22 protein-coding genes are annotated in these 26,811 nt (G+C 64.7%); 15 read left to right on the top strand and 7 right to left on the bottom strand.

What is annotated here, in order from left to right; translation table 11 throughout:
* The 11 genes from CBW50_RS03165 (at position 1) to CBW50_RS03215 (ending at position 9,645) form a co-directional block, all read left to right on the top strand.
* Positions 1-459, top strand: a complete 459-nt coding sequence (locus CBW50_RS03165) for a thioesterase family protein (protein ID WP_086144152.1) — start codon at positions 1-3, stop codon at positions 457-459.
* On the top strand, positions 456-1,076 hold the full coding sequence (locus CBW50_RS03170; RefSeq protein WP_086144153.1) for an outer membrane lipoprotein carrier protein LolA: 621 nt from the start codon (positions 456-458) through the stop codon (positions 1,074-1,076). The genes CBW50_RS03165 and CBW50_RS03170 overlap by 4 nt, the downstream gene beginning before the upstream one ends.
* Positions 1,077-1,111: 35 nt before the next feature.
* The gene (locus CBW50_RS03175; RefSeq protein WP_086144235.1) at positions 1,112-3,478 is read left to right on the top strand and encodes an MMPL family transporter; all 2,367 of its coding nucleotides are present in this window, start codon (positions 1,112-1,114) and stop codon (positions 3,476-3,478) included.
* On the top strand, positions 3,478-4,035 hold the full coding sequence (locus CBW50_RS03180) for a DUF3261 domain-containing protein (RefSeq protein ID WP_086144154.1): 558 nt from the start codon (positions 3,478-3,480) through the stop codon (positions 4,033-4,035). The genes CBW50_RS03175 and CBW50_RS03180 overlap by 1 nt, the downstream gene beginning before the upstream one ends.
* Positions 4,036-5,226, top strand: a complete 1,191-nt coding sequence (locus tag CBW50_RS03185) for a beta-ketoacyl-ACP synthase (RefSeq protein ID WP_172404660.1) — start codon at positions 4,036-4,038, stop codon at positions 5,224-5,226. It abuts the gene before it with no gap.
* Positions 5,223-5,696, top strand: coding sequence for a hotdog family protein (locus CBW50_RS03190; protein WP_086144237.1), 474 nt, complete (start codon positions 5,223-5,225; stop codon positions 5,694-5,696). The genes CBW50_RS03185 and CBW50_RS03190 overlap by 4 nt, the downstream gene beginning before the upstream one ends.
* Complete coding sequence (gene fabG / locus CBW50_RS03195) at positions 5,677-6,414, top strand: 3-oxoacyl-ACP reductase FabG (RefSeq protein WP_086144155.1); 738 nt, start codon at positions 5,677-5,679, stop codon at positions 6,412-6,414. Before CBW50_RS03190 ends, fabG begins: the two co-directional genes overlap by 20 nt.
* Complete coding sequence (locus CBW50_RS03200) at positions 6,411-7,643, top strand: beta-ketoacyl-ACP synthase (protein WP_086144156.1); 1,233 nt, start codon at positions 6,411-6,413, stop codon at positions 7,641-7,643. Before fabG ends, CBW50_RS03200 begins: the two co-directional genes overlap by 4 nt.
* 73 nt (positions 7,644-7,716) lie before the next feature.
* Positions 7,717-8,166, top strand: a complete 450-nt coding sequence (locus CBW50_RS03205) for an excinuclease ATPase subunit (RefSeq protein ID WP_086144157.1) — start codon at positions 7,717-7,719, stop codon at positions 8,164-8,166.
* 126 nt (positions 8,167-8,292) lie between these two features.
* Positions 8,293-8,889 (top strand): hypothetical protein, encoded by a 597-nt coding sequence (locus tag CBW50_RS03210; protein WP_086144158.1) that lies wholly within the window; start codon positions 8,293-8,295, stop codon positions 8,887-8,889.
* Positions 8,890-9,021: 132 nt separating this feature from the next.
* Complete coding sequence (locus tag CBW50_RS03215) at positions 9,022-9,645, top strand: 4'-phosphopantetheinyl transferase superfamily protein (protein ID WP_139842382.1); 624 nt, start codon at positions 9,022-9,024, stop codon at positions 9,643-9,645.
* Here the strand turns inward: CBW50_RS03215 and CBW50_RS03220 are convergent.
* The 3 genes from CBW50_RS03220 to CBW50_RS03230 are packed head-to-tail and all read right to left on the bottom strand — an operon-like array spanning position 9,642 to position 11,290.
* Positions 9,642-10,427 carry a DUF2145 domain-containing protein gene (locus CBW50_RS03220; RefSeq protein WP_086144238.1) on the bottom strand — a complete coding sequence of 262 codons (786 nt, stop codon included), beginning with the start codon at positions 10,425-10,427 and terminating at the stop codon, positions 9,642-9,644. The genes CBW50_RS03215 and CBW50_RS03220 overlap by 4 nt on opposite strands.
* Positions 10,428-10,432: 5 nt before the next feature.
* Positions 10,433-10,843, bottom strand: a complete 411-nt coding sequence (locus tag CBW50_RS03225; protein ID WP_086144160.1) for a hypothetical protein — start codon at positions 10,841-10,843, stop codon at positions 10,433-10,435.
* Between the two features lie 24 nt (positions 10,844-10,867).
* Positions 10,868-11,290: a hypothetical protein gene (locus tag CBW50_RS03230; RefSeq protein ID WP_086144161.1), complete on the bottom strand. Its 423-nt coding sequence runs from the start codon at positions 11,288-11,290 to the stop codon at positions 10,868-10,870.
* A gap of 160 nt (positions 11,291-11,450) precedes the next feature.
* Here CBW50_RS03230 and CBW50_RS03235 point away from each other — a divergent pair, with 160 nt between their 5' ends.
* Positions 11,451-12,194: a helix-turn-helix transcriptional regulator gene (locus tag CBW50_RS03235; protein WP_226935346.1), complete on the top strand. Its 744-nt coding sequence runs from the start codon at positions 11,451-11,453 to the stop codon at positions 12,192-12,194.
* A gap of 24 nt (positions 12,195-12,218) precedes the next feature.
* Here CBW50_RS03235 and CBW50_RS03240 read toward each other — a convergent pair whose 3' ends face one another.
* Together CBW50_RS03240 and CBW50_RS03245 are read right to left on the bottom strand one after the other, a co-directional pair.
* On the bottom strand, positions 12,219-13,673 hold the full coding sequence (locus CBW50_RS03240) for a DUF3999 family protein (RefSeq protein ID WP_086144162.1): 1,455 nt from the start codon (positions 13,671-13,673) through the stop codon (positions 12,219-12,221).
* Positions 13,670-16,837, bottom strand: a complete 3,168-nt coding sequence (locus tag CBW50_RS03245) for a DUF2339 domain-containing protein (RefSeq protein WP_086144163.1) — start codon at positions 16,835-16,837, stop codon at positions 13,670-13,672. Before CBW50_RS03245 ends, CBW50_RS03240 begins: the two co-directional genes overlap by 4 nt.
* 245 nt (positions 16,838-17,082) lie before the next feature.
* Between CBW50_RS03245 and CBW50_RS03250 the strand changes: the two genes are divergently transcribed.
* Entirely contained in the window at positions 17,083-18,969 is a 1,887-nt protein-coding gene (locus CBW50_RS03250) for an MFS transporter (protein WP_086144164.1), read from the top strand.
* A gap of 3 nt (positions 18,970-18,972) precedes the next feature.
* On the opposite strand, the gene CBW50_RS03255 is transcribed toward CBW50_RS03250, so the two are convergent.
* Positions 18,973-20,493, bottom strand: coding sequence for an ATP-binding protein (locus tag CBW50_RS03255; RefSeq protein WP_086144165.1), 1,521 nt, complete (start codon positions 20,491-20,493; stop codon positions 18,973-18,975).
* A gap of 8 nt (positions 20,494-20,501) precedes the next feature.
* On the bottom strand, positions 20,502-21,983 hold the full coding sequence (locus CBW50_RS03260; RefSeq protein WP_086144240.1) for an ATPase domain-containing protein: 1,482 nt from the start codon (positions 21,981-21,983) through the stop codon (positions 20,502-20,504).
* 447 nt (positions 21,984-22,430) lie between these two features.
* Between CBW50_RS03260 and CBW50_RS03265 the strand changes: the two genes are divergently transcribed.
* Together CBW50_RS03265 and CBW50_RS03270 are read left to right on the top strand one after the other, a co-directional pair.
* Positions 22,431-23,639: an efflux RND transporter periplasmic adaptor subunit gene (locus tag CBW50_RS03265; protein ID WP_086144166.1), complete on the top strand. Its 1,209-nt coding sequence runs from the start codon at positions 22,431-22,433 to the stop codon at positions 23,637-23,639.
* 15 nt (positions 23,640-23,654) lie between these two features.
* The gene (locus CBW50_RS03270) at positions 23,655-26,810 is read left to right on the top strand and encodes an efflux RND transporter permease subunit (protein ID WP_086144167.1); all 3,156 of its coding nucleotides are present in this window, start codon (positions 23,655-23,657) and stop codon (positions 26,808-26,810) included.
* Position 26,811 lies beyond the last annotated feature (1 nt).

Below are 26,811 nucleotides of genomic sequence, written 5' to 3' on the forward strand. Positions count from 1 at the left end.
ATGCAGGCACCGACGCACAAGGGACGCGGCAGGAAGGCCGCGCCCAGCCGCTGGCACGCGGAAGTGGAGATGCAGGTGCAGTTCTTCGACCTCGACCCGATGGAGATCGTCTGGCATGGCCGCTACGTGAAATATCTGGAAGTGGTGCGCTGCGCGCTGCTCGACAGCATCGGCTACAACTACGTCGAGATGAAGGCGTCCGGCTATGCCTGGCCCGTGATCGACATGCACCTGCGTTACGTGGCGCCGGCCACGTTCGGCCAGCGCCTGACCTTGCGCGCCGACCTGGTGGAGTGGGAGAACCGGTTGAAGATCGAATACATGGTCAGCGACAGCCTGACGGGCAAGCGCCTGAACCGCGCCAGCACGACGCAGGTGGCTGTGCATATCGCCAGCGGCGAGATGTGCTTTGCCTCGCCGCCCGTACTGTTTGAAAAATTGGGATTGGAAGCCGTATGAAGCACATCATCAGTAAAGCGCTGGCTGCTTGCAGCCTGGCAGCCATGGCCGCGGTGTCCCCTGCGCAAGCGGCCGCGCCCGTCGCGAAGATTGAAGCCATGCTGGCCAAGCCGCAGCAGCTGTGCGGCCGCTTCGACCAGAGCAAGCAGCTGGCCGGCATGAAGAAGCCGCTGGCGTCGAATGGCCGCTTTTGCGTGGTCGCCGGCAAGGGTGTTTTGTGGCGCACCTTGCAGCCGTTTCCGAATACCCTGCGCCTGACGCGCGACGAGATCGTGCATTTCCAGGGCGAGCGCGTGGCCATGCGCCTGGAGGCGAAGACGGAGCCAGTGGTCAAGATGATCAACAGCGTGCTGTTTTCGCTGCTGGCCGGCGACCTGGCGCAGCTCGACAGCCTGTTTGAGGTGGACGGCAGCATCGACGGCGGCACCTGGCAAGTGGCGCTGAAGGCGCGCCAGCCGGCGCTGGCCAAGGCCATCGGCAACATCCGCCTCGATGGCGGCGCCTTCGTGAAAAACATCAGCATCAGCGAGGCGAGCGGCGACCGCACGAGCATCGTGTTCTCGGCGATTGAGACGGGACCGGCTGCCATTACGGCGCAAGAGGCGGCCCTGTTTTGAGCGCGCTGACGAAGCGCAGCCGCAACACCGGGCGCATGCTTGCCATCGCCTGGGCGCTGGTGGTGGCCCTGCTGCTCGCGCATAACGCCTACCTGTGGCTGGGCAAGCGCATCGCGCCTGAAACGGACATCCTGGCCCTGCTGCCGGTGCAGGAGCGCGACCCGGTGCTGCAGGCCTCGTTTACGCACATGGTCGACGCGGCGCAGCAGCGCCTGGTGGTGCTGGTCGGCGCGCCCGACTGGGCCGACGCCAGGCGCGCGGCAGATGCCTACAGCGCCGTGCTGGCGCGCCATGCGGGCCAGTTCCAGTCCACGCCGCTCGATGAGCAGACGCAGAACGACTGGCTGGCGCTGTTCCAGCAGCACCGCTTGACCTTGCTGACGGCGCCGCAGGAGACGCAGCTGCGCCGGGAAGCGCCCGCGTTCTGGCGCGATTCGGCGTTGAGTCAGCTCTACAGTCCTTTCGGCGGGCCGAAACTGGGCGCCTGGCAGGACGATCCCTTCGGCCTGTTCGGCGGCTGGGTGCAGGAGCGCGCACAGGAAACGCCCGTGCGTCCGCGCGACGGCCATTTGTTCGTCGCCGACGGCGAGCGCCAGTATGTGCTGCTGCCGATGACCCTCAACCTGCCCGCCTTTTCGCTGGGCGCGCAGGAAGGCGTGTTGCCTGCGCTGGCGCAAGCCGAAGCGGCGGCGCGGCAAGCCGTGCCCGGCGTGGAAATCATCAGCGCGGGCGTGATCCTGCATGCGGCGGCGGCCAGCAGCCAGGCGGCGGGCGAAATGTCGACCATCGGCCTGGGGTCCCTGGCCGGCATCATCCTGCTGACGTGGTTCACCTTCCGCTCGTTCAAGCCTATCTCGCTGATCCTGCTGTCGATCGGCATCGGCTGCCTGGGTGCCCTGTCCGTGTGCTGGCTGCTGTTTGGCAAAATACACCTGATGACATTGGTGTTTGGCGCCAGCCTGATCGGCGTGGCGCAGGACTACGGCATTTATTTCTTGTGCAACCGCCTGGGGGCCGATCCGGCGCTCGATTCGCGCACCTTGCTGCGCCGTTTGCTGCCGGGCCTGTGCCTGACCCTGCTGGCCGCCGTCATCGGCTACATGGGCCTGGCCCTGACGCCATTCCCCGGTTTGCGCCATATGGCCGTTTTTTCCGCCCTGGGCCTGGTGTTTGCCTGGCTGACGGTGGTGTTCTGGTTCCCCGCACTGGTCAAAGGCGGCGCCTTGAAGAGCGGCGCGCTGGTCAAACAGTATGGAGCGGCGCGCGCGCACTGGCCGCTGTTGCGGGCCAACCGCGCCACCCTGGCGGGTGGCGTGCTGTTTGCCCTGTTTGCGCTCTTCGGCATCAGCCGCCTGGGTGTCAACGACGATATCCGCTTGCTGCAAACGCCGCCCGCGCACCTGATACGCGACCAGATCAAATTGAGCAAATTGCTCGATGGGCCTACGCCGGTGCAGTTCTACCTGGTGCGTGGCGACAGCGCGGAAGCCGTGCTGCAGCGCGAGGAAGCGTTGAAACAGCGGCTGCTGCCGCTGATCGCGCAAAAGCACATCAGCGGCTACCAGGCCATGTCGAACTGGGTGCCGTCGCTGCAGACGCAGGCGGCGCGGCGCACGCTGCTCGACACCGCCATCCTGCAGCCGGGCGCCGCGCTCGACTTGCTGGCGCAGGCCGTTGACGAGGGCCCGGAATGGGCCGGCGCAGTGCGCGCGCAGCTGGCGCAGGCGGGTGCGCCGCTGTCGATCGACGCCTTCCTGAAGGTGCCGGCCAGCGAGCCATGGCGCCATCTCTGGCTGGGTAAGGTAGAAGGCGGCTATGCCTCCATCGTTGCCCTGCGAGGCATGCAGTACGCGGCCATCCCGCTGCTGGCGCAGGCGGCCGACGGTCTGCCCGGCGTGCAGTGGGTCGACAAGGTGAGTGAAATTTCCTCGGTGCTGGGCCGCTACCGCGTCTACATGGGTGCGGTGGTGCTGGGCGCTTACCTGGTTGTATGTGGCTTGCTGCTGCCCCGCTACCGGCGCCGCACCTGGCGCGTCCTGGCGCCCACGGCGCTGGCCAGCGTGGCGGCCCTGGCCTTGCTGGGCTACCTGGGCATGCCGCTGCAGCTGTTCCACGTGCTGGCGCTGATGCTGCTGCTGGGCGTCGGCGTCGATTACGGCATCTTCATGCAGGAGCACCCTGGTCGCCGCAACGACACGCCATGGCTGGCCGTGGGCCTGTCGGCGGCGAATACGATTCTGTCTTTCGGCTTGCTGGCCTTGAGCAAGACGGCGGCATTGCAGGCGTTTGGCCTGACCATGCTGATCGGCACGGCGCTGGTGTGGCTGTTGTCGCCGTGCTTTGCCGAAGCCGATTCCCATCACCGTAGTACAAAGGCGGCCGATGCCGCAGGAGTGGCCTGATGGCTTTGCGATATACATCATCGATAGCGACGCTGATGCTGGCGGTACTGGCGGGCTGCGCCAGCGCGCCGCCCGCCGCGCCGGCGCGGCTGGGCCTGAAGCTGGCGCCGCAGGCGCTGGGCGCCAGCGTCAGCGTGCAGCAACATTTGATCGTGGAGCGGGCAGGGCGCATCGACGAACTCGATGCGGCGCTGGAAGTGGAGCCGTCGCACCTCGACCTGGTGGGGCTGGCCTTCGGCCAGCGCGTGCTGTCGCTGCATTACGACGGCAACGAAGTGAGTTCCTGGCGCCACCTGATGCTGCCGGCACAGGTGCGCGCCGAAGACGTACTGGAAGACATGCAACTGACCCTGTGGCCGCGCGCGGCCATCGAGCAGGCTTTGCCGTCTGGCTGGCGCATCGAGGACAGCGGCTTGCGCCGCACCCTGTTCCTGCATGACGAAGCGGTGACGGTGATCGATTACAGCGCGATGCCGCGCTGGAGCGGCACGGTGGTGCTCGACAACCTGCGCTACCGCTATCGCCTGACGATACAGAACGCCCCGGAAGGAAGCTGAATGGCTGGCTTGACTGCGTATTTGAATGACTGCGGCATCGTCTGCGCGCTGGGAGCCAGCCGCGCGGAAGTGCGCGCACGCCTGTTCGCCGCGCACAGCGGCGTGGTGCCCACCGGGTTGTACACGCCAGGGTGCGTGCTGCCGCTGGGCCTGGTCGACGTGGCCCTGCCCAGCGTGGAGCACCACGCCATCGCGGCGCGCAGCCGCAACAACCGGATGGCGCTGGCGGCGCTGGCGCAAATCCGCCCTGCCGTGGAACATGCCATCGCGCGCTATGGCGCGGACCGGGTAGCCGTGGTGATCGGTACGAGTACTTCGGGCATCGCCGAGACGGAAGATGCCATTGCCCGGCATGTAACGGACGGCGGTTTGCCGGACGCCTTTCACTATGGTCAGCAGGAGATGGCATCGCCGGCGCTGATGCTGGCCGAAGAGCTGGGCATCGATGGCCCGGCCCTCGTGCATTCGAGCGCCTGTTCGTCAAGCGCCAAGGCGATGGCCAGCGCGGCGCGCCTGCTGCGCATGGGCTTGTGCGACGCCGTACTGACGGGCGGCGTCGATACCCTGTGCGGCTTTACCGTGGCGGGATTCTCCGCACTGGCCTCCGTCAGCGCGCAACGCTGCAATCCTCTGGGTGCGGGGCGCGACGGCATCAATATCGGCGAGGGTGCGGCCCTGTTCCTGATGACGGCGGAACGTGCCGCCGTGGCCCTGCGTGGTTGGGGCGAGTCGTCCGACGGCCATCACATGTCGGCCCCCGATCCCGAAGGCGGCGGCGCGCGGCTGGCCATCGGCCAGGCCCTGGCGCGCGCTGGCATCACGGCGGCGCAGGTCGACTACGTGAATTTGCACGGCACGGCCACGCTGCAGAACGATGCGATGGAAGCGCGCGTGGTGTCCGACCTGTTCGGCGGCACGGTGACGGCCAGTTCCACCAAGCCGCTGACTGGCCACGCGCTGGGCGCTGCGGCGGCCATCGAGGCGGCGCTGTGCTGGCTGGCGATGCAGGACGATAACGCCGAGGGCTTCTTGCCGCCGCACCTGTGGGACGGCGTGCCTGATGAATCCCTGCCGCCGCTGCGCCTGGCCTTGCCCGGCGCGCGTCTGGGGCGACCGCTGGCCTGGGCGCTGAGCAATTCGTTTGCCTTTGGCGGCTCAAATGCCGCCTTGCTGTTCGGGAGGGGAGCATGAATTTTCCGGATATCCGCGACCTTGTCCCGCATTCCGGCGCCATGGTGCTGCTTGACCGGGTGCTCTCGGCCGATGCTGAAAACCTGTGCGCCGAGGTGCGCATCCATGCCGGCAGTGTGTTTTATGACGCGTCGGCGGCCGGTGTCGGCAGCTGGGTCGGTATGGAATACATGGCGCAGGCGATCGCCGCGCATGCGGGCTATCGTGCCCGCCTGGCTGGCGCGCCCGTGAAGATCGGTTTCTTGCTGGGGGCGCGGCGCTACGAAGCGCAGGTGCCCCTGTTTGCCGCTGGCAGCGTGCTGCAGGTGCAGGTACAGCAAGCCTTGCAAGGCGAGAACGGACTGGGCGCTTTCGAGTGCCGTATCGAGAGGGCGGGCGTCGTGCTGGCGCAGGCGACGATCACGGTGTTTCAGCCCGAGGATGCAAAGCAATTTCTGCAGGAGAGTATGAATGGAGCGCAGCATGAGTAAAAGTGTGTTGGTGACGGGATCGTCGCGCGGCATCGGCAAGGCGATCGCCTTGCGCATGGCCCGCGATGGCTTTGACGTGGTGCTGCATTGCCGCAGCGCGCGCGCGGAAGCGGAAGCGGTGGCGCAGCAGGTGGCGGCGCTGGGACGCGCGGCGCGCGTGCTGCAGTTCGATATCGGCGATCGTGCCGCGGCAGCTGCCGCGCTGGAAGCGGACATCGCCGAACATGGCTGCTATTACGGGGTCGTGTGCAATGCCGGCGTGGCGCGCGACAATGCATTTCCCGCCATGTCAGGCGAGGATTGGGACATTGTCCTGCAAACCAATCTTGATGGTTTCTACAATGTGCTCAATCCGCTGGTCATGCCGATGGTTCAGCGGCGCAAGCCGGGGCGCATCGTCACCATGGCGTCTGTCTCGGGGCTGATCGGCAACCGGGGACAAGTCAATTACAGCGCCGCCAAGGCCGGCATCATCGGCGCCACCAAGGCGCTGGCGCTGGAACTGGCCAAGCGCGCCATCACGGTCAACTGCGTGGCGCCTGGCCTGATTGAAACGGACATGATCAGCGACGTGCCGCTCGACGAAGCGCTGAAGATGATTCCTGCGCGCCGCGTCGGCACGCCGGAAGAAGTGGCCGCCGCCGTCAGTTTCCTTGTCGGCGAGGAAGCGGGCTACATCACGCGCCAGGTCATTTCCGTCAATGGAGGCATGGCATGAGCCGCCGGGTCGCAGTGACCGGCATGGCCGGCATCAGCCCGATCGGCAACGACTGGCCGTCCATCCGCCAGCGCCTGGGAGCATACCGCAACGCCGTCGTGCGCATGGGGGAATGGGCCGATTACGAAGGCTTGAATACGCAGCTGGGGGCTCCGGCCGCGCCGTTCGCGCTGACGGAACGGTACAACCGCAAGGCCGTGCGCAGCATGGGCCGCATCGCGCTGATGGCGACGCGCGCCAGTGAACTGGCGCTGGAACACGCGGGCCTGGCCGGGCACCCGATGGTGACGAGCGGGCAGATGGGCATTTCCTTCGGCTCGTCGGCGGGCACGCCGAGCGCCATCGGCGACTTTGGCCGCATGATGGAAGAGCGCACCACCAAGGGCATCAACGCCACCACCTACATCAAGATGATGGCGCACACGGCGCCCGTCAACATCGGCGTGTTCTTTGGCGTCACGGGAAGAGTCATTACCACGTCGAGCGCCTGTACCTCGGGCAGCCAGGGCATCGGCTACGCCTACGAGGCGATCGCCGGCGGCAAGCAGCTGGCGATGATCGCCGGCGGCGCCGAGGAGCTGTGCGCCACCGAGGCGGCCGTCTTCGACACCCTGTTCGCCACCAGCACGCGCAATGACGACGGCCACACGACGCCGCGCCCTTTCGACGCCAGCCGCGATGGCCTGGTCATCGGCGAGGGCGCCGGCTGCCTGATCCTGGAAGAATTCGAGCACGCGCAGGCGCGCGGCGCCACCATCCATGCGGAACTGGTGGGCTTCGGCACGAACAGCGATGGCTGCCACGTGACCCAGCCCAACGCCGCGACCATGCGCCAGGCGATGCTGCTGGCGCTGGCCGACGCCGGCCTGCAGCCATCCGACATCGGTTACATCAACGCGCACGGCACCGGCACGCAGCAGGGCGATATTGCCGAATCGCAGGCCACGTTCGAAGTGTTTGGCGACCGTACGCCTATCAGTTCGCTGAAAAGCTACATGGGCCACACCCTGGGCGCCTGCGGCGCGCTGGAGGCGTGGATCAGCATCGAGATGATGCGCGAAGGCTGGTTTGCGCCGACCATCAACCTGCAGCAGGTGGACCCGCAATGCGCGCCGCTCGACTACATCGCCGGCGAAGGCCGGGCCATCGAATCCGAGTATGTGATGTCAAACAATTTTGCCTTTGGCGGCATCAACACGTCGCTGATTTTTAAACGCTACCGGCCGTGACGCCCGTTTGTGCCGGCGCAAACGGCAAGTGTGGCCCCTTTCGTACTATCTCTATCTAATCGAGGAAAACAGCATGAAAAAAATGATTATCCTGGCGGCAATGAGCGCAGTGCTGACGGTTGCCCTGCCGGCACAGGCAGGCGATACCAAACACATGATGTCGATCGCCAATGCGATGACCGCCAACGATGCCCAGGCGCGCCTGGGCGATACCGTCAAATTCTATTTTGGCGACCAGGCAACGCCGCCGATTGCTACGCGCATCAGCAGCGACAAGACGAGCCAGAAAACCAATGGCGTCGGCAAGTCGGCGGAAACCTCGTGCAACTGGGCCTTCCTGTCGGCCATGCTGGCGCTGCAAAAGCGCGCCCAGTCGGTGGGTGCCGATGCCGTCGTCAATATCGTCAGCAATTACAAGAACGTGGAAAATTCCAGCGCCACGGACTTCGAGTGCCACGAAGGCACCATGATGACGGGCGTGGCCTTGAAGGGGGAGTTCGTGAAGTTGAAAGCAGCGAAGTAAGCAGCGCAGTAGCGGTAAGCAAGAAGCAGCAGGAAGCACCAGGGTAGTCCTCCACATCGGTAAGCGGCGCAATCAGACGCAACGATTGCGTCAGGGAGCCATTTCAATAAAAAGTAGAAAGAGAATATGCAAAAAGTATCGAAAACGGTCATTCTGGCTGGCGCAGTGCTGGCCTTGACCATGTTGCAAGGCTGCGCTACGCGCATCAAGGCATCGTCGACGACCAATCCGCCGCCGAGCGAGGCTTTCTCGTCGTTTGGCCGCATTGAAGTCAAGCCGACGGTCTTTGCCGAAGGCTACAAGGGCAACCAGGCCGGCATGGCGAAGATCGACGAGAATATCCGCAAGGACCTGGCCGAATCGCTGACCAGCTGGAATGCCGCCCCGGCCAATGGCCGCGTGCTGATCATCGAGCCGATCGTCGAAGAAATCCAGTTCAAGAGCGGCGCCAAGCGTGTACTGCTGGGCCCACTGGCCGGCAGCTCGGGCGTGCGCATGCGCGTCATGATCCGCGACAACAAGGGCGCCCTGGTTGCGACGCCGGAGTTCTTCCAGCGTGCGGATGCGATGGCGGCCGGATTCACGTTTGGCGTGCACGATAACCTGATGCTGACCCGCATCGCCAACCTGACCAGTGCTTACATCAAGGCCAATTATGTACGTGCCGAAGGCGGCCCGACTGGCGCCGATAATAAAGCGGTCGAAGCAGCAATGACGAACTAAGACGGGCGCGGCGCGCAAGCGCTGGCAGGCCTGCTGATAGTGGCAGCGACGGGCAACCGCGCTGCCATTTTTTTGCCGCATGCATGCTGGCAATTTGTGGCAGACTGCGCCTTTGCCTATCCAGACCTTGTCATGCCATCAGCCTTGCCCAGTACCGGCGCCAGCATCTGGCTGCTCGATTCCCGCCGCATTGATCTCGCGCAGATCGGTCTCTATGAAGCCTGGCTGGGTGCAGCTGAAGCGACCCGATACGCGGGCTTTCTGCGGCCGCAGCGCCGGCGCCAGTTCCTGCTGGGGCGTGCTTTGCTGCGCGCAGCCATGGGGGACATGCTCCAGGTGGCGCCGGCCGCCATCGCGCTGGAAGAGCGGCCAGGCCAGGCGCCGCGGCTGCTGGCCCCCGCCGTAGCTGTCCATTTCAGCATCTCGCACAGCGGCAACTGGGTGGCCTGCGCGCTCAGTGGCGCGACGCCGCTGGGACTCGATATCGAGCTGCAGGACCCGCGGCGCGACGTGCTGGCGCTGGCGCGCCAGGCGTTCGGCGCGGCCGTGGCGGCGGCGCTGGAACAGCTGCCGCCGCAAGAGCGCCGGGCGGCGTTTTACCGGCGCTGGAGCGAGGCGGAGGCGCGCTACAAGCTGGGCGTGGAGGCGGCCAGCTGCGTGGCGCTGGCGCATGCTGAACTGTCCATCGTGTTGTGCAGCGCGGCGCCGCTGGCGCAGCCGCCGCTCCTGATCCTGTCCGGTCTGGCGCCGGATTAGTTGCCGCGCACCACGATTTCCTGCGCCTTCGGTTCGCGCTGCCGCATGAAGCGCACGATGGAGTCGACGGTGACGACGTCGATCTGGCGCGTCATGCGGCGCTCGAACGGGTGGTCGTCGAAAGCGATATTGGCGCGGAACATGCGCGCGCCCAGGCGCGTGGCGGCCGGTATGCTCAGCGTTTGCGGCGCGTAGCTGGCGCTGCGCAGCCAGGCTTGCGCTTCGGCGCGCGTTTCGATCTTGCCTGGCTCGTTGCTGGCGGCGGCCAGGGTTTCCAGCACCCACTGGTTGGAGTTCTGGTACTTGGTGGAAAACGGGTAGGCCAGCATATTGTAGTGGGGCTCATGCAGGCGCTTGGGCGTGTTCGACGTCAGCAGGCGCGCCAGTTGCTGCTGCGTATCCTGGCCGGGAATCAGGATCAGCGTTTCATACATGAAGACATCATCCATGAAGAAATTGCCCAAGCCTTCGTTGTACAGCGACGATTGCGCCGTGCCGCATTCATTGAGTTCATGCACCACCAGCCAGCGGCCCTTCGGGTGGTCGCGCCAGGCCAGCGCCATGTGCGAATAGCGCAAATTGTACTTCGACAGGTCCTGCCCGGCGCGCGCCACCAGCGCCACCTGCGCGCCCGAGGCGTCGAGCGCCTGCAGGGTCTTTTGCGCCAGGTCCATCGATTTGACGAGGGTGGTCGCGTCCGTTGGCTTTTCCTCGCACGAGCGCCCCGCGTGGGCGGCGCCGGCCAGGACCAGGCTGATGACGATGACGGTCAGGCGTTTCATGGGGTTCACGCTTTCGAATGGTGGAGGATGGCGTTGCCGGCCGCATTCGGCACATAGGCGATGGCCTTGCCCGACAGCATCAGCATGTGGCCCGTCGAGACGGCCACTACATTGACCACCGTGCCGGCCGCCAGCGACAGGCCTTGCATGGCCTTCTGGCTCAGCTTGACGGAAGCCGTGGCGGCCGAGGACGCGCCCCTGGCCGCGCTTTTCAGCACGAGGACGCTGCCGTCGGCCACGTCGTCGACTTTGTCGATGACGATTTCACCGGCGGCGGCCAGCGCCGACATGGAGCCGACGAGCACGATGGCCGAGGCCATGCTGGCATTGTCGGAGGCGTTGGTGGTGTCCGAATTGGCGGCCTGGCCTGTCAGGGTGGCGGCGCACAGCAGGGCGGTGGCGAGTAACTGTTTCATGGGTTTTCCGTTTTTCATTGGTGCTTATACTTTGGAGTGGTGCAGCAGGGCCTTGCCCAATTCGTTCGGGATGAAGGCGATGGCCTTGCCGGAAAGAACCAGCATATGGCCGGTGGACAGCGCCACCACGTTGACCACGGTGCCGGCCGCCAGCGACAGGCCCTTGGCCGCTTGGGTGCTCATCTGGATGGACGCGCCGCCCGCTTCGGAGGCGCCCTTGAGCACGATGACGATGCCCTCGCCCGCTGTTTCCACGCTGGCGACGACCACCTGGCCGGAGGCGACCAGCATCGACATGGAGCCGGCGACGACGATGGCGGAACCCTGGCTGAGGTTTTGCGAGCCTTTCGACAGGTTCTCCGAGGCTGCGGCGTGGGCCAGGCCGGGGGCGGCCACGGAGAGCGTCAACAGCGACAGGGACAGGCAGAGGGGCAGCAGGCGTTTCATGTGTTTCTCCTTCAAGTGTGCCAAGTGGCAACGCCATCATTGTAGACTGTGGGCAATTGGTCAATGAAAACGCTACTCGTAGCGGGCAAGCGTACTGCGGGTAGCGTATTTCGCTACTTTTTTGCCGCTGGAACCGATGCTATTTTTATAAAGGAAGTGCATGCCGCAAACCCACGCCCTGATCGAGGCCCTGAAACGCCTGTTGAAGGCGCGCGCCGTTACGTATGCCGAATTGGCCCAGCGCATCGGCGTGTCCGAAGCCAGCGTCAAGCGGATGTTTTCGCAGAAGCAATTTACCCTGCAGCGCCTGGACCAGATCCTGGTGGCCGTGGGCAGCGACTTCCAGCAACTGGCGCTGGCCGTGCAGGCAGCACACGCGGCGCCCACGCTGATCACGGGCCTGACGTACGCGCAGGAAAAGGAAATCATCGAAGATACCCGCTTGTTCGTCGTGGCCGTATCCGCCCTGAATTTGCTGCCGCTGGAGCAGATCGTCGCCATCTATGACATCAGCGAGGCGCAAGCCGTCAAGTATCTGTTGCGCCTCGACAAGATCGGTTTTCTGGAACTGCTGCCGAATAACCGGGTCAAACTGCTGGTGGCGCGCACGTTTGCGTGGATACCGAACGGCCCGATTCATACCTACTTCAAAAAGGAGGCGTATGGCGACTACCTGAATTCGCAGTTCGATGGCGAGACGGAACTGCTGCGTTTGGTGAACGTGATGCTGTCGAAAAAATCCACGGCGGCCCTGCTGGAACGCCTGAAGCAGGTGGCAGTGGAGTTTTCGCAGCAGCACCAGGAAGATGCGCGCCTGCCCGGCGATGAACGCCTGGCCATCAGCTTCATGCTGGCGGCACGTCCCTGGATGCCGCAGACGTTCAAGGCCTTGCTGCGGCAGTGAGACAGGCATATCGCGGGCAAGCGGCTAATGTTCCTGTTTGTCGGTACTGCCTTGCTCCTGTTTTATCTGCGACAGCAAGCGCCAGGCAAAAAAGCCCAGCACGGCCACGCCCAGCAGCAGTGCGCCCCACAGCGCGGCCAGGCGCCACGTTGCCCCGTCCTTGGTGACGCCTGCTGGCGCCGCCTCGCCCCCGTTGGGTGTGAGCGCGCCGGCGCTGGCAGTCTTGAGCGCCAGCAATTCGTCCGCCCTGAAGCCGGGCGCCACTTGCGACAGCGGTTGCGCCACGGCGGCGGCGTTGCTGTTGCCGAACGCCAACTGATAGGGCGGCTTGCCGCTGGCCAGGAAGACCACGGTGGCCGGTGTCCAGCCCAGGCGCATGGCGGGCGCATCGCTGGCGGAGAGCGAGAGATCCGTGGCCGTCAGCAGCACCCATTCGCCTGTTTGCGTCACGGGCATGGCCAGGTCGCCCGAAATGCGCTCCTTGCCATCGAGGCCGATGCGGTAAAACGTCGTGCTCAGCAGGGGTTCGAAATACGCGCCTTGCGCGGGACGCGCCTGCTGGCGCAGGTGCAGCCTGTGCCGGGGAACATAGCTGTTCTGGCGATACACGCCCAGAGTCACGGGCAGCACCACATTGTTGTGCGTCAATTGCAGGGCGATGCTGTCGGCGGGAATGGCGAGGGGAGTGGCGTAGCGCCATTCATTCGCCTGCTTGCCGGGCAAGCCTTGCAGCACGATGGAGGCGCGCGGTGCAGCGATGTCCGTTTCGCTGACGGCTTGCGCCGTAATCGCCGCAAAGGCCAGCGGTTCGCCCGCTTGCCAGCTCAGGCGCGCATAGCGGAAGGCGCGCGGCGCAAAGGCGATGCTGTCGTTGGCCAGGGTTCGCGTGTCGCTGTTGCTGAGCCAATTCAGGGTGGTGGTGCCGATGGCGTCCCATTGCTTCAGGTCATCACTCACTTCCAGCAGCACTTGCGCGCTGTAATTGTCCGTGCGGGCCGGCGGCGTGAAGCGCAAGGCGGCGATGCGCTTGTCTTGCGCTTGCTTGCCCAGGTCGAGGATCAGCGCCTGCAGCGCGGCCGTGGCCGCTGCCGTGCCGGCGCGCGTGCTGACCGACAGCAGCCGGCCATCGTCGGCCGTGCGGATGTCGATGGCTTGCAAGCCATCGCCAGTTGCCGGCGTGCCCGTCACGGGGAAGATACGGGCTGGAAGGCTGGTCCGCTGCGTGGCCGACTGCGCGGGCGGCGCACCGATGGCATAGGCCAGGCGCTTGCCGTCAGCGTCGAACAAGCGCAGGTCGGCCAGGCTGGCCGAGCTGGCGTGCAGGTAGACTTCCCGGGGTAACACTAGCTGGACGATGCCCGCGCCCGCCGGCACCTGCACAGGCATGCTCCAGGCATAGTTCTGTGGCCGGTCCTGGCCAGGCGCGGCCAGCGCGGCGCCCGCCAGCAGCAGGCTGCAACAGATCGATATGGTTTTCATGCGGCTCCCGGGTGCGGTTCGGCCGGCGCTGTCGCGGCAGCCTTGGGGAAAGGCGCCAGGTAGCCGATCAAGACCATCAGCAAGCCGACACCGACAAAGGAGATGATGCGTTCGATGCCGCCCACGTTCGACAGGTCGATCAGGAACAGTTTCAAGACAACCAGTCCCAGCAGCACGGCGCCCATGCTCCATTGCTGGCGCCGCTGTTGGCGGGCCGCATGGCGCATCAGCAGCAGGGCCGTGACGCTCCACACCAGGGACAGCATCGCTTGCACGAACTGCGAGGCCAGCATGGCGTCAAAGGTGTAGGGCACGCCAAGGTAGTGCGAGACCGTGCGCAGCAGCATCAGGTTGAACCAGCCATACAGCACGCACGCGGCCACGACGGGCAAGCGTGCCTGCCACAGGGACGGCAGCGGGATCTGGCCGGCCGGGAATAAACGGTAGCTGGCAATGGCCAGCAGCACGGCAAAGCCCGTGCTCAGGTCCAGCGGATTGAGCAGCGGCAAGTAGGGCAGCGGTGCCATGCCGCCGTCGTCAAAGACGTTCCATGCGGCGATCAGCAGCAGCGACCACAGCGCGCCCAGCGGTATCAGGATGCGCCGGTACCACGCGGCAATCGGCGCCACCGGCCAGGCGCCAGCGCGGCAGCGGCGGATCAGCCAGGCCAGTACCAGCATCATGGCCCAGGCCGGCAAGTAGCGGGCCCAGGCGGGGCTGACGCTATCTTCATGGTGTGCCAGCCAGGCGCCGACGTGCATGGCGCCGACGGGCCACAGCATCAGCCATGGCGCGGCCGTGCGCAGCGTATGCAACAGGCGCTGCGCCCGCACGTCGAGTGACCAGCCCGCTTGCGGCCAGGCCCGCAGCAGGTATTCGCCGGCCGCCAGCGCGCAGGCCAGGGCCAGCCAGCTCAAGCCCGTCGGCAGGTAGTCGCGCAGGTACAGCGCCAGCAGCAGCTTGGCGCTCCACAGGCCCAGGCCGAGCCAGGCGGCCACGGTCAACCAGCGCAGTTGTGGCCAATCGAGGCGCCGCGCCAGGATGGCGAACACGGGCGTTGTGACGGACACGGCAATCAGGTATAGCGCCAGCCAGTGTTCGCCCGCGTGCGGGTGCATGCTCAGGTCGCCGTCGATCAGGCGCAGCAGCCAGCTGGTGAAGGGCACGAGGATGGCGGCAAACCACAGCAAGCCGCTCCAGACCAGCAGCGGGCGCGCTCCCAGCGCCAGCAGCGCGTCGCCGCCGCGCGCGCGCAGCGCAAGGAAGCGGGCGCTGGCAAAGGCGGCGGCGCCCAGCAGCAGCGCGCTGAGGAAGGAGCCTTCGAACAGGCTGGCCGGATGCCGGTCCCAGGCCCAGCTGGCGCGGCTGAGCATGACCATGCCGGCAAGCACCTGCACGGCCAGCAGCAGCGCGCGCGGCGCATGCCATTGTTCGCGCCGCGCCAGCGCCGCCAGCAGGGCCGCCACTGCCAGCGCGCTGATCGTCAGCAGGTTCAGTTGCGTGGCGGCGTCCGTGCGCAGCAGGATCTCGCTCCAGATGCCGCCCAGCAGCCAGACCGTGGCGGCCGTCAGGAACAGCACGGACAGGCTGCGCATGAACTCCGGATGCAAGTGGCTGCCATGGCGGCGGAAATTGTAGGCCATCACCAGCGCGGCCGCGGCCAGCAGCGCGCAGCCGAGCCAGATGTTGGCCTGCAGGGCCGCTGCCGTATTGAGGTCCTGTAAGGCGCCGAGGAAGGCAATCCACGCGGCCCCCTGCACCAGCAGGCCGAAGGCCCAGGCCAGGGTCTGGCGCTGGCGCAAGCCGACCCAGACGATGCCCGCGCCTTCCAGCGCCCAGGCGGCCGACGTCCAGCGGCCATCGAGGGCGAACGGGATGGCCAGGGTGCCAAAGACGATGCCCAAGGCCAGGAAGGCTTCGGCCAGCAGGCGGAAGCCCTCGCGGCGCCACAGGGCCACGGCCAGCCCCGTGTAGGTCAAACCGGCGGCCAGCGCGGAAAACGCCAGGCCAAATTTAAAATTCCAGACCAGGCTGTATTGCAGGCCCATGGCCGCCAGCGGCGTGCCGAAGACGAGGGTGCCATCGACGTAGTGCTTGAGGCGCGGCGCCTGGCGCGCGCAATAGGCAATCGCGATGCCGATATAGAACAGCACGAACAGGATCAAAAACAGCTGCGTCGACAGGTAGTGCTCTGGCGTGTAGCGCAGCAGGCCCCAGGTGGTGGCGACGACGAAGGTGAAGCCAAAGCTCAGCACATTCAGGACGCGCCAGGCGCGTTGCAGGGCGATGGCGAAGACGCCCGCATTGAGCAGCGCGTAATAGCTGAACAGGCCGATATGGTTGCCGCTGCCCGTCGACACGAGCAGGGGCACGGCAAAGCCGCCGACGATGCCGAAGACGGCCAGCCAGACGGCGTTTTGCAGCACGGCCAGCAAGCACGTGAACGCCGTCAGCACGAACAGCACGGCAAACGTCAGGCCGGCCGGTATTAGTGCATACAGGCGGAAGGCGCCGAACGTGACCAGCATCAATATCGCCAGCGCCGTGCCCTGCAGCGGCAGGCTGATGCCGGGACGCTTGACGCGGATGCGCCAGGCCCAGGCCAGCAGGGCGATGTCGGCCAGCGCGATGCCGGCCAGGCGCAGTTCGATGGGCAGCGTGACCTGCGCCGACACATATTTGAGCAGGAAGCTGACGCCGAGGAAGAGGATCAGCAAGCCCAGCTTGGCGACCAGGTTGCCGGTAAATAACCAGTTTTTCGCCTTGGCAAGCAGGCCGTCCGGACGCGCGATCCAGGTGGGGGTATTGGGGGCGGGCCTGGCGGGATGGGGCAGGGTTGGCTGCGCCGGCTTCGGCGGCACAGGGGCGGCTGCCGGCACGACCTTCGCCACTTCGGCCACCTTGATCTCGGCCGCTTGGGGCACAGGTGCGGGCGGCCGCGTCGTCACTGGCGCCACGCTATCGACTGCGACGGGGGCAAGCGGCGGGACGTTCGCGTCGGCCTGGCCTTCCAGCGCTTGCAGGCGCTGCCCGATGCCGTCAACTTCCTTGCGCAAGCGCGCTGTCAGCAACTCCAGATCGGCCACTTTCCTGCGCTGCTGCAGCACCTGCACGAAGGCGGCGATCAGCAAACCTAGTATGACCAGCGTTAACAATCCAAACATGGGGCAGCTTTCATGGAAGAGCCGGGCGAAAGCGCCCGATGTATGCGCACATTACCTTATTATCAAGAAACTGGCGATTTATTGCTGTCTATGCAAGTGCCAGGGACGGCGTGCGCAAGATGGAGCCAGCATGGTGCGGCACGCCGTTTTCCGTATTGATGCTAAGCAAGGAGGAGACATTAAGATTGTCGTGCGCAGGATAGTGCTGTATTTTAGCAATTCCTTAATTGCCAGTCCCCCATGCCATGAGTCAAAGCAGCCAGTTTTCCTTATTGTCGCAGCGCCGTTTCGGGCCGTTTTTCTGGACCCAGTTCTTTGGCGCCTTCAACGACAATCTGTTCAAGACGGCCCTGATGGTGATCCTCGCCTACGATGCGCTGAGCTGGACCACGCTCGATCCGTCGACCATCACCAACCTGATTCCCGGCCTGTTCATCCTGCCCTATGTCGTGTTTTCGGCCACGGCGGGCCAGCTGGCTGACAAGTTTGAAAAGGCGGGCCTGGCGCGCTTCGTCAAATGGATGGAGCTGGCCATCATGGCCGTGGCCGCCGCCGGCTGGATGACGCACACGCTGTGGCTGCTGGTGGCCGCCGTGGTCGGCATGGGCGTGCATTCGACCCTGTTCGGCCCCGTGAAATATGCGTATCTGCCGCAACAGCTCAAACCCGAGGAATTGGTCGGTGGCAATGGCCTGATCGAGATGGGCACCTTTGTCGGCATTTTATTGGGTGAAATCCTCGGCGCCGTCCTGATCGTGCATAAGCCGCTGGGCGTGGAACTGGTGGCTGGCGCGACAATTGCCGTGGCCGTCTTCGGCCTGATCGCCAGCTACCGCGTGCCGCGCACGCCCGCGCCCGAGCCGGACTTGAAAGTGAGTTTGAACTTTGTTGCCGAATCGTTCCGCAACCTGAATTTCTCGCGCAAGAACCGTCCCGTCTTCCTGGCCATGCTGGGCAATTCCTGGTTCTGGTTCTACGGCGCCCTGATCCTGGCCCAGTTCCCCGTGTATTCGAAGGATTTCCTGCACGGCGACCACAGCGTGTTCGTGCTGCTGCTGACCGTGTTTTCCGTCGGCATCGGCACGGGTTCCCTGCTGTGCGAACGGCTGTCCGGCCACAAGATCGAGATCGGCCTGGTGCCGTTCGGCTCCATCGGCCTGTCGCTGTTCGGCATCGACCTGTATTTCGCCAGCAATGCCTATGCGAATACGCACATCGTCGACGCGCTGGCCTTCGTGGGCCAGGCGGGCGTGCCGCGCATCTTGCTCGACATCGTCATGATCGGCGTGTTCGGCGGTTTCTTCATCGTGCCCCTGTTCGCGCTGATCCAGACGCGCTGCGACCCGAAGCACATTTCGCGCACGATTGCCGGCATGAATATTTTGAATGCCCTGTTCATGGTGGCGGCCGCCGGCGTGGCCATCGTGCTGCTGGGCAAGGGCTTCACCATACCCCAGCTGTTCCTCGTCACGGCGATTTTGAATGCGCTGGTGGCCGCCTACATCTTCTCGCTGGTGCCGGAATTTCTCATGCGCTTCCTCGCGTGGATACTCATCCAGACCGTGCACCGCGTCAAAGTGGTCGATGGCGAGCGCATTCCCACGGAAGGCGCGGCCGTGCTGGTATGCAACCATGTCAGCTATGTCGACGCCATCGTCATCATGGCGGCCAGCCCCCGTCCCATCCGCTTCGTCATGGACCACCGCATCTTCAAGATGCCGCTGATGGGCTGGATTTTCCGCACGGCCAAGGCGATCCCGATCGCGCCGGCCAAGGAAGATCCTTTCCTGATGGAAAAGGCCTTCATTGATATTGCGCAAGCGCTGCACGAAGGCGAGCTGGTGTGTATCTTCCCTGAAGGCAAGCTGACGCGCACGGGCCAGATCAGCGAATTCAAGGGTGGTATCGCAAAAATAGTCGCGCGCAGCAAGGTGCCCGTGATTCCGCTGGCGCTGCGCGGCCTGTGGGGGCATTTGTTGAGCCACCGCAATGGTCATTTGTTCGAGCGCGCCTTCAAGGCGGGCTTGCGCTCGCGTTTGTCGCTGGCCGTGGGCATGCCCGTGGCGCCCGAGGCGGCAACGCCGGAGTTGCTGCAGCAAAAGGTGCAGGAATTGCGCGGGAAATGGAAGTAGGCCTCATCGCGTCGGCGTAGACGCCGCCCGCTGCGCCAGGTGCTGCTGCAGCCGGGCGGCGAGGGCGGCGAAGTCCACGGGTTTCGTCAGGTGATGGTCGAAGCCGGCTTGCGCCGTGCGCTGGCCCGCATCGCCCCAGCCCGTCAATGCGATCATCAGCACGTCGCGCCCCCGCGCTTTCAGGCGGATCTGGCGCGCCGTTTCATAGCCATCCATGTCCGGCATGCCCAGGTCCATCACGATCAGCTGCGGCCACACGGCATCGACGGCCGCCAGCGCCTGCGCGCCGTCGTAGGCAACCCGCACGGCATGGCCTTCCAGCAGGAACAGCGCCTGCAGCGAATCGGCCGCGTCGCGGTTGTCATCGACCACCAGCACCTGCACGGCCTGGCCCGGCCGGGCCGGTGCGTCGCCGGCCGGCGTGGCGGCCGATGCGGCCATGCTGGCGGCCAGGCTGACGACGAAGCGGCTGCCTAGCCCGGGCCCGGCGCTGTGCGCTTCGATCTTGCCGCCATGCATCTCAGCGAACTGGCGCGCCAGGCTCAGGCCGATGCCCAGGCCGCTGGCCATCTGGCCGGCCACCGTGCGGCCCTGTTCGAACATGGAAAAGATGCGCGGGATGGCGTCCGGGTCGATGCCGATGCCATTGTCTTCCACGGCCACCTGCAGCTGGCCGTCGGCCAGCTGGGCCGTAATATGGATGTGTCCGCCGTTCGGCGTGAATTTGACGGCGTTCGAGACGATGTTGGCAAAGATCTGTACCAGGCGCGCATAATCGGCGTGCAGCATCACCGTGTGCGGCGGCAAGTCCAGCGCGATGCTGATGTTGCGGCTGCTGGCGGCCGGCTGGCACAGCTCGATCACGTGGCTGAGAACTTGTTGTAGCGCAATGTCCTTGCATTGGAGCACTACCTTGCCGCTGGTGATGCGGGCCACGTCGAGCAAATCATCGACCAGCCGCGTCAGGTGCGTGACCTGGCGTTCGATCACGCCTTTCACCTTGTTCACCTGTTCCGATTCCGGATACAGATGGCTGAGCAGGGCGATCGATGTCTTGATGGGCGCCAGTGGATTGCGCAATTCATGGCCCAGGCTGGCGAGGAATTCATCCTTGCGCCGTTGCGTTTCGCGCACCTGGTACTGGCGCGCGCGCGCGCGCAGCATGGCGTGCGCCGAGGTGATCAGGGTCAACATGTGCACGGGGCGTTCCAGCAGCGTCAGGTTGCCCAGGGTGGCGATGGCTTGCCGCAGGGGCAGGGAATCGAGTCCCGCATGCGTGAGCAGGATGATGGGCAGGTCGGACCAGTCCGGCTGCTGGCGGCCGTACTCGTCGAGCACCTGGTAGGCGCCCGCATGCAGCGCCTCGTCTACCGTCAGCACGCCGCCGGCGCCCAGCGCCAGCTGTTCGGCCAGGTCGCAGGCGGAGCGGCAGGCGTGGCTGGCAATGGCGCCGCTGGCCAGCACCTGGCTGGCCAGGGCGGCGTCCTGGCCGCCCGGCGCGTAGATCAGGATGCGCTGTTCCATGGCCGGTCCTAGGGGAATGGCGTGCCGCCGACGGTGGGCATGCCCGACAGGATGCCGTGGAAGCCGGCCAGTGTCGGACCGATGCGCAAGCCCTGCGGGCCGATCTCGAAGCGGCGGATGCTGCGTTCATGCGCGCTGCCGCGCTTCTTGAAGACGGAAATGGCTTGCCGCACTTCGCCTTCCGTTTCGTAGTAGCGCAGCATGATGACGCTGTCGGCCAGGTAGCTGGCGTCGGCCGAGGTAGTCATCGACATGCCCAGCATGTTCTGCTGCACGCCGACGAGCAGGGCAGACACGCCGCGCTGGCTCAGGTAGTTGAGCAGCTCATGCAAATAGGTGCTCTGGAAACGCTCGTCGGGCACGGCGTGCATATAGCCGTTCAGGCTGTCGATGACGATCATCCTGGCACCCCGTTCGGCCGCGTCGACGACGGCCTGGGCGAATTCGCCCGGCGTCAGCTCGGCCGGGTCGACTTGCTGCACGCTCAGCAAGCCCGTGTCGAGCGCCTCCTTCAAGCGCATGCCCAGCTCGTCCGTCCGGTGCAGCAGCTTGCTGCGCGCTTCCTCGAACAGGAACATGGCGCATGGCTCGCCGCGCGTCGTGGCCGCATGCACGAATTGTGCCGCCAGGGTCGACTTGCCGCTGCCGGCGGGGCCGGAAATGAGGGTGCTCATGCCTACTTCCAGGCCGCCACCCGTCATGGCGTCGAGTTCCGCAACGCCGCTCGACAGGCGGTGGTGGTTGCCGTCGCGGCGCGTGTCGGCCGCCACCAGGCGCGGATAGACGACCAGGCCATCACGGGCGATCTTGTAATCGTGCGTGCCGCTGCGAAACGGCACGCCCCGGTATTTCACCACGCGCACGCGGCGCCGGTCGTTGCCATAGGCCTGGTTTTGCAGCTCCAGCGAAATGACGCAATGGGCCACGCTGCGTACCTGCAGGCCGTCATCGAGGGCGGAACGGTCATCGATCAGCATGGTGGTGCAGTGGCGGTTGGCCATGTACTGTTTCAGAGCTATCACCTGGCGCCGGTAGCGCAGGGGATTTTCCGCCAGAAGTTGCAGTTCGGATAATGAGTCAAGTACCAGGCGGGCGGGACGGTGCTTGTCGATGGCCGCCAGGATGCGCTGGTTGGTCGCCGCCAGCTCGATTTCCGACGGGTGGAAGATGGTGTACTGGCGGTCGGGGTCGAGCATGTCGTCGCTGGGCGCCACCTCCTCGATGGCGATGCCGGCCAGGTCCCAGCCGTGCGAGTCGGCCGCGCCGCGCAGCTCGATTTCCGATTCGGCCAGCGCGATGTACAGCACGCTTTCGCCCGCGCGCGCGCCTTCGGCCAGGAATTGCAGCGCCAGGGTGGTCTTGCCCGTGCCCGGTTCGCCTTCGAGCAGGTACAGCCGCTCGGCCAGCAAGCCGCCGGCCAGTACGGCGTCAAGGCCGGGCACGCCCGTGGACAGCAGGGGCGGGATGGCCGGACCGGCCCCTGCCTGCATGGTGTGCTGCGCCGATGCCGTCATCGCAGTGCCCCCTGTCATGGCTTGCTGTGGGCATCCATCTTAGCGCACCTGCGGCGCCATGTCTTTTCGATACCATTGGTAAATAATTACGCGGGCGGGGCAGGCGTGGCCGGCAATGTTGTATCCTTGTCGGTCAGTTCAGCAAAGAAATCTTGACCCTGCTAAAGTATTCACTCAATCCAACTTTCCCGCTTTGCCGTTTTGCCGCCGCCAGCCTGTTTTCTGATGAACCCTGCTGGTGCGCCCTGCTGTTGTTGTCACCACTTAATTGCATCATTAGCAATAAAAAACGCTTAAAGGTCACTTTGTTTCAATTGTAACGATGCTTGACGATTTTAGAATGATCGTTCATTCTTTGATCTGCGTTAATAAATTTAGTCATTTCTAACGACACTAGCCAGCTTCTTTTTCAGAAAGTCCAAGATGCAACCAACCTTTTCCTTGACGTCGCCGCGTACGAGCGGCGCTATTGCCGTTCTGTGCGCCACTGTAATCATGGCCGGCTGCAGTAAAAAACAGGAAGCACCTCACGCGCAGCAAGCGCCACAGGTGGTCGTGTTTACTGTTAATCCGGCCGCGTTGCCGATGAGCGCCGAATTGCCCGGCCGCACGAATGCCTACCAGGTCGCCGATGTGCGCCCGCAAGTCGGTGGCTTGATCCAGAAGCGCCTGTTCGTCGAGGGCAGCGACGTGAAAGCGGGCACGGCCCTGTATCAGATCGACCCGGCCACCTACCAGGCCGCCTACAATTCGGCCAAGGCCGCCCTGTCGAAAGCCAAGGCCAACCTGCTGACGGCCGGCCCGAAAGCATCGCGCTATAAAGAACTCGTCGCGATCGAAGGCGTCAGCCGCCAGGAATACGACGACGCCGTGGCCGCCTTTGAGCAAGCCAAGGCCGATGTCGAGTCCGCCACTGCGGCGCTGGAAACGGCGAACATCAACCTGAAGTACAGCACCGTGACGGCGCCGATCAGCGGCCGCACCAGCCGTTCGGCCGTGACGGCCGGCGCGCTGGTCACGGCAGGCCAGGCGCAAGCCCTGACCACCGTGCAGCAACTCGATCCGATCTATGTCGACGTGACCCAGTCGAGTACCGACCTGCTGCGCCTGAAGCGCCAGATGGCCGACGGCTCGCTGAAAAAAGTCGGCGAAGGCCAGGCCAAGGTCGACCTGATCCTGCCGGACGGCAGCAAGTACAGCGAACCGGGCAAGCTGCAGTTTGCCGGCGTGACGGTCGATCCGACCACCGGCAACGTGGTCTTGCGCGCGCTGTTCCCGAACCCGAAAGGTGAATTGCTGCCAGGCATGTACGTGCGCGCGCAGCTGGCCACGGGCGTCGACGAGAAAGCCATCACCGTGCCGCAAGTGGGCGTGACGCGCAACCAGAAAGGTCAAGCCACCGCCATGATCCTGAACAAGGAGAACAAGGTTGAGCAACGCATCCTGACCACCAGCGGCACCATCGGCAATGACTGGCTGGTGACGTCCGGCCTGGCCGCAGGCGACCGCGTGATCGTGGAAGGCTTGCAAAAAATCAAGCCAGGCGCGCCCGCCGTTGCCGTGCCGGCCAAGGCCGAAGCTGCGCCTGCCGCTGCAGCCTCTGCCGCAGCATCGGCTGCCAGCGCCCACTAATTCAGGAGAATATTAATGGCCCGTTTTTTCATTGACCGCCCGATTTTTGCCTGGGTGGTCGCGATCGTCATCATGCTTGCCGGCGTGATTTCGATCCTCAGCCTGCCGATCGCGCAGTACCCGAGCATCGCCCCGCCGTCGATTTCGATCAGCGGCTCCTACCCAGGCGCCTCCGCCAAGACCGTGGAAGATGCAGTCACCCAGGTCATCGAACAAAAGATGAAGGGTATCGACGGCTTGCGCTACATGGCTTCGTCGAGCGATGCCACTGGCGGCATCAGCATTACGCTGACGTTTACCAGCGGCACCAATCCTGATATTGCTCAAGTGCAAGTACAGAACAAGCTGCAGCTGGCCACCCCACTGCTGCCGACGGCTGTCACGCAGCAGGGCCTCGTCGTGTCGAAAGCCACCAAGAACTTCCTGATGGTGTTCGGTTTCATTTCCGAAAACGGCAAGATGGACCAGACCGACTTGAGCGACTATGTGGCCGCCAACGTCGTCGATCCGCTCAGCCGCGTGGCGGGCGTGGGCGACGTGACCCTGTTCGGTTCGCAGTACGCCATGCGTATCTGGCTCGACCCGGCCAAGCTGCAAAGCTTCAACCTGACGCCGGCGGACGTGATCACGGCCGTGCAGGCGCAGAATGCGGAAGTGTCGGCCGGTGAACTGGGCGGCACGCCGTCCGTCAAGGGCCAGCAGCTGAACGCCACCGTGTCGGCGCAAAGCCGCTTGCAGACAGTGGAACAGTTCGGCGCCATCCTGCTGAAAACCACGACCGACGGCGCCATGGTGCACCTGAAGGACGTGGCCCGCATGGAACTGGGACGCGAGAACTACAACACCGTGGCCCGCTACAACGGCCATGCGGCCACCGGCGTGGCCATCAAGCTGGCGACGGGCGCCAACGCGCTCGATACGGCCAACGCGGCGAAAGCCATGCTGGGCAACCTGAGCAAGCAGTTCCCTGAAGGCATGAGCTACCAGGTGGCGTTCGACACGACCCCGTTCGTGAAACTGTCCATCGAGGAAGTGGTCAAGACCCTGGTCGAAGCGGTCATCCTGGTGTTCCTGGTGATGTATTTGTTCCTGCAAAACTTCCGCGCCACGCTGATCCCGACCATGGCCGTGCCGGTCGTGCTGCTGGGCACTTTCGGCATCCTGAACGCGTTTGGCTACTCCATCAATACGCTCACCATGTTCGCCATGGTGCTGGCCATCGGTTTGCTGGTCGATGACGCGATCGTGGTGGTGGAAAACGTCGAGCGCGTGATGAGCGAAGAGGGCTTGTCGCCGCTGGAAGCGACGCGCAAGTCCATGACGCAGATCACCGGCGCGCTGGTTGGTATCGCCATGGTGCTGTCGGCCGTGTTCGTGCCGATGGCCTTCTTCGGCGGTTCGACGGGCGTGATTTACCGCCAGTTCTCGATTACCATCGTCTCGTCGATGGTGCTGTCCGTCGTCGTCGCGCTGGTGTTTACGCCGGCCCTGTGCGCCACCTTGCTCAAGCCGGTCGAAAAGGGCCATCACGCCACCAACAAGGGTTTCTTCGGCTGGTTCAACCGCAGTTTCGACAGCAGCAGCAGCAAGTACCAGGGCTGGGTCGGCGCCATGATCACCCACCGTTTCCGCTCGATGCTGCTGTACGTCATCCTGCTGGCCGGCCTGGTATTCGTCTTCATGCGCTTGCCGACCTCGTTCCTGCCGGAAGAAGACCAGGGCATCCTGTTTACGCAGATTCAGTTGCCGACGGGCGCCACGCAAGAGCGCACCCTGAAAGTGATCGAACAGGTCGAAGACCACTTCCTGAACAGCGAAAAGGACAACGTCGCGTCCGTGTTTGCCGTGGCCGGTTTCAGCTTCGGCGGTAACGGCCAGAACACGGGTATCGCCTTCGTGCGCCTGAAAGACTGGGCCGAACGCAAGGCCGTGGCGCAGAAAGCGCCGGCCGTGGCCGGTCGCGCCATGGGCAAGTTGTTGCAGATCAAGGATGCGATGGTGTTTACGTTTGCCCCGCCTGCCGTGCTGGAACTGGGTAACGCCACCGGTTTTGACATGCAGCTGCAGGATATCGGCGGCGTCGGCCATGACGCCCTGATGGCAGCGCGTAACCAGCTGCTGGGCATGGCGTCGCAGAATCCGGCCATGGTGGGCGTGCGCCCGAACGGCCAGGAAGATACGCCGCAGTACAAGATCGAGATCGACCAGCAGAAAGCCACCGCGCTGGGCCTGCAAATCTCGGAAATCAACCGCGTGCTGAGCGTGGGCTGGGGTAGTTCGTATGTCAACGACTTCCTCGACCGCGGCCGCGTGAAGAAAGTGTTCATGCAAGGTAGCGCCGAAGCGCGCATGCAGCCGGAAGACTTGAACAAGTGGTTCGTGCGCAACAGCACGGGCGAGATGGTGCCGTTCTCCGCATTTGCCACCGGCAAATGGATTTACGCTTCGCCACGCCTGGAACGCTACAACGGCTTGCCGTCGGTAGAGATCCTGGGCACGCCGGCGCCGGGCCAGAGTACGGGCGCCGCCATGAACGCGATGGAAGAGATGGTGGCCAAGTTGCCTCCTGGCATAGGTTTCAGCTGGACCGGCGTCTCGCTGGAAGAGCGCGAATCCGGTTCGCAGACGCCGCAGCTGTATGCGCTGTCGCTGCTGATCGTCTTCCTGTGCCTGGCCGCGCTGTATGAAAGCTGGTCGATCCCGTTCTCCGTGCTGCTGGTGGTGCCGCTGGGCGTGATCGGCGCCGTGCTCGGCACCTGGCTGTTCGGCCTGTCGAACGACGTGTACTTCCAGGTGGGCTTGCTCACGGTGGTTGGCCTGTCGGCGAAGAACGCCATTCTGATTGTCGAGTTTGCCAAGGAAATGCAGGAATCGGGCATGTCGCTGCTGGACGCGACCTTGCATGCGGTGCGTCTGCGTCTGCGTCCGATCCTGATGACCTCGATCGCTTTCGGCCTGGGCGTATTGCCACTGGCGATCTCCAGCGGCGCCGGTTCCGGCAGCCAGAACGCCATCGGTATCGGCGTGCTGGGCGGCATGTTGACGGCCACCTTCCTCGGTATCTTCTTCGTGCCGGTGTTCTTCGTGCTGGTGCGCGGCTTCTTCTCGAAGTCGGACGCGCCGGCGACGCCTGGCGCGCCAGCCGTCACGCTTTCTAAGGATGCGCATTAAT

Origin of the sequence: Janthinobacterium sp. GW458P (assembly GCF_002127585.1) — a bacterium.
Taxonomy (GTDB): Bacteria; Pseudomonadota; Gammaproteobacteria; order Burkholderiales; family Burkholderiaceae_D; genus Janthinobacterium.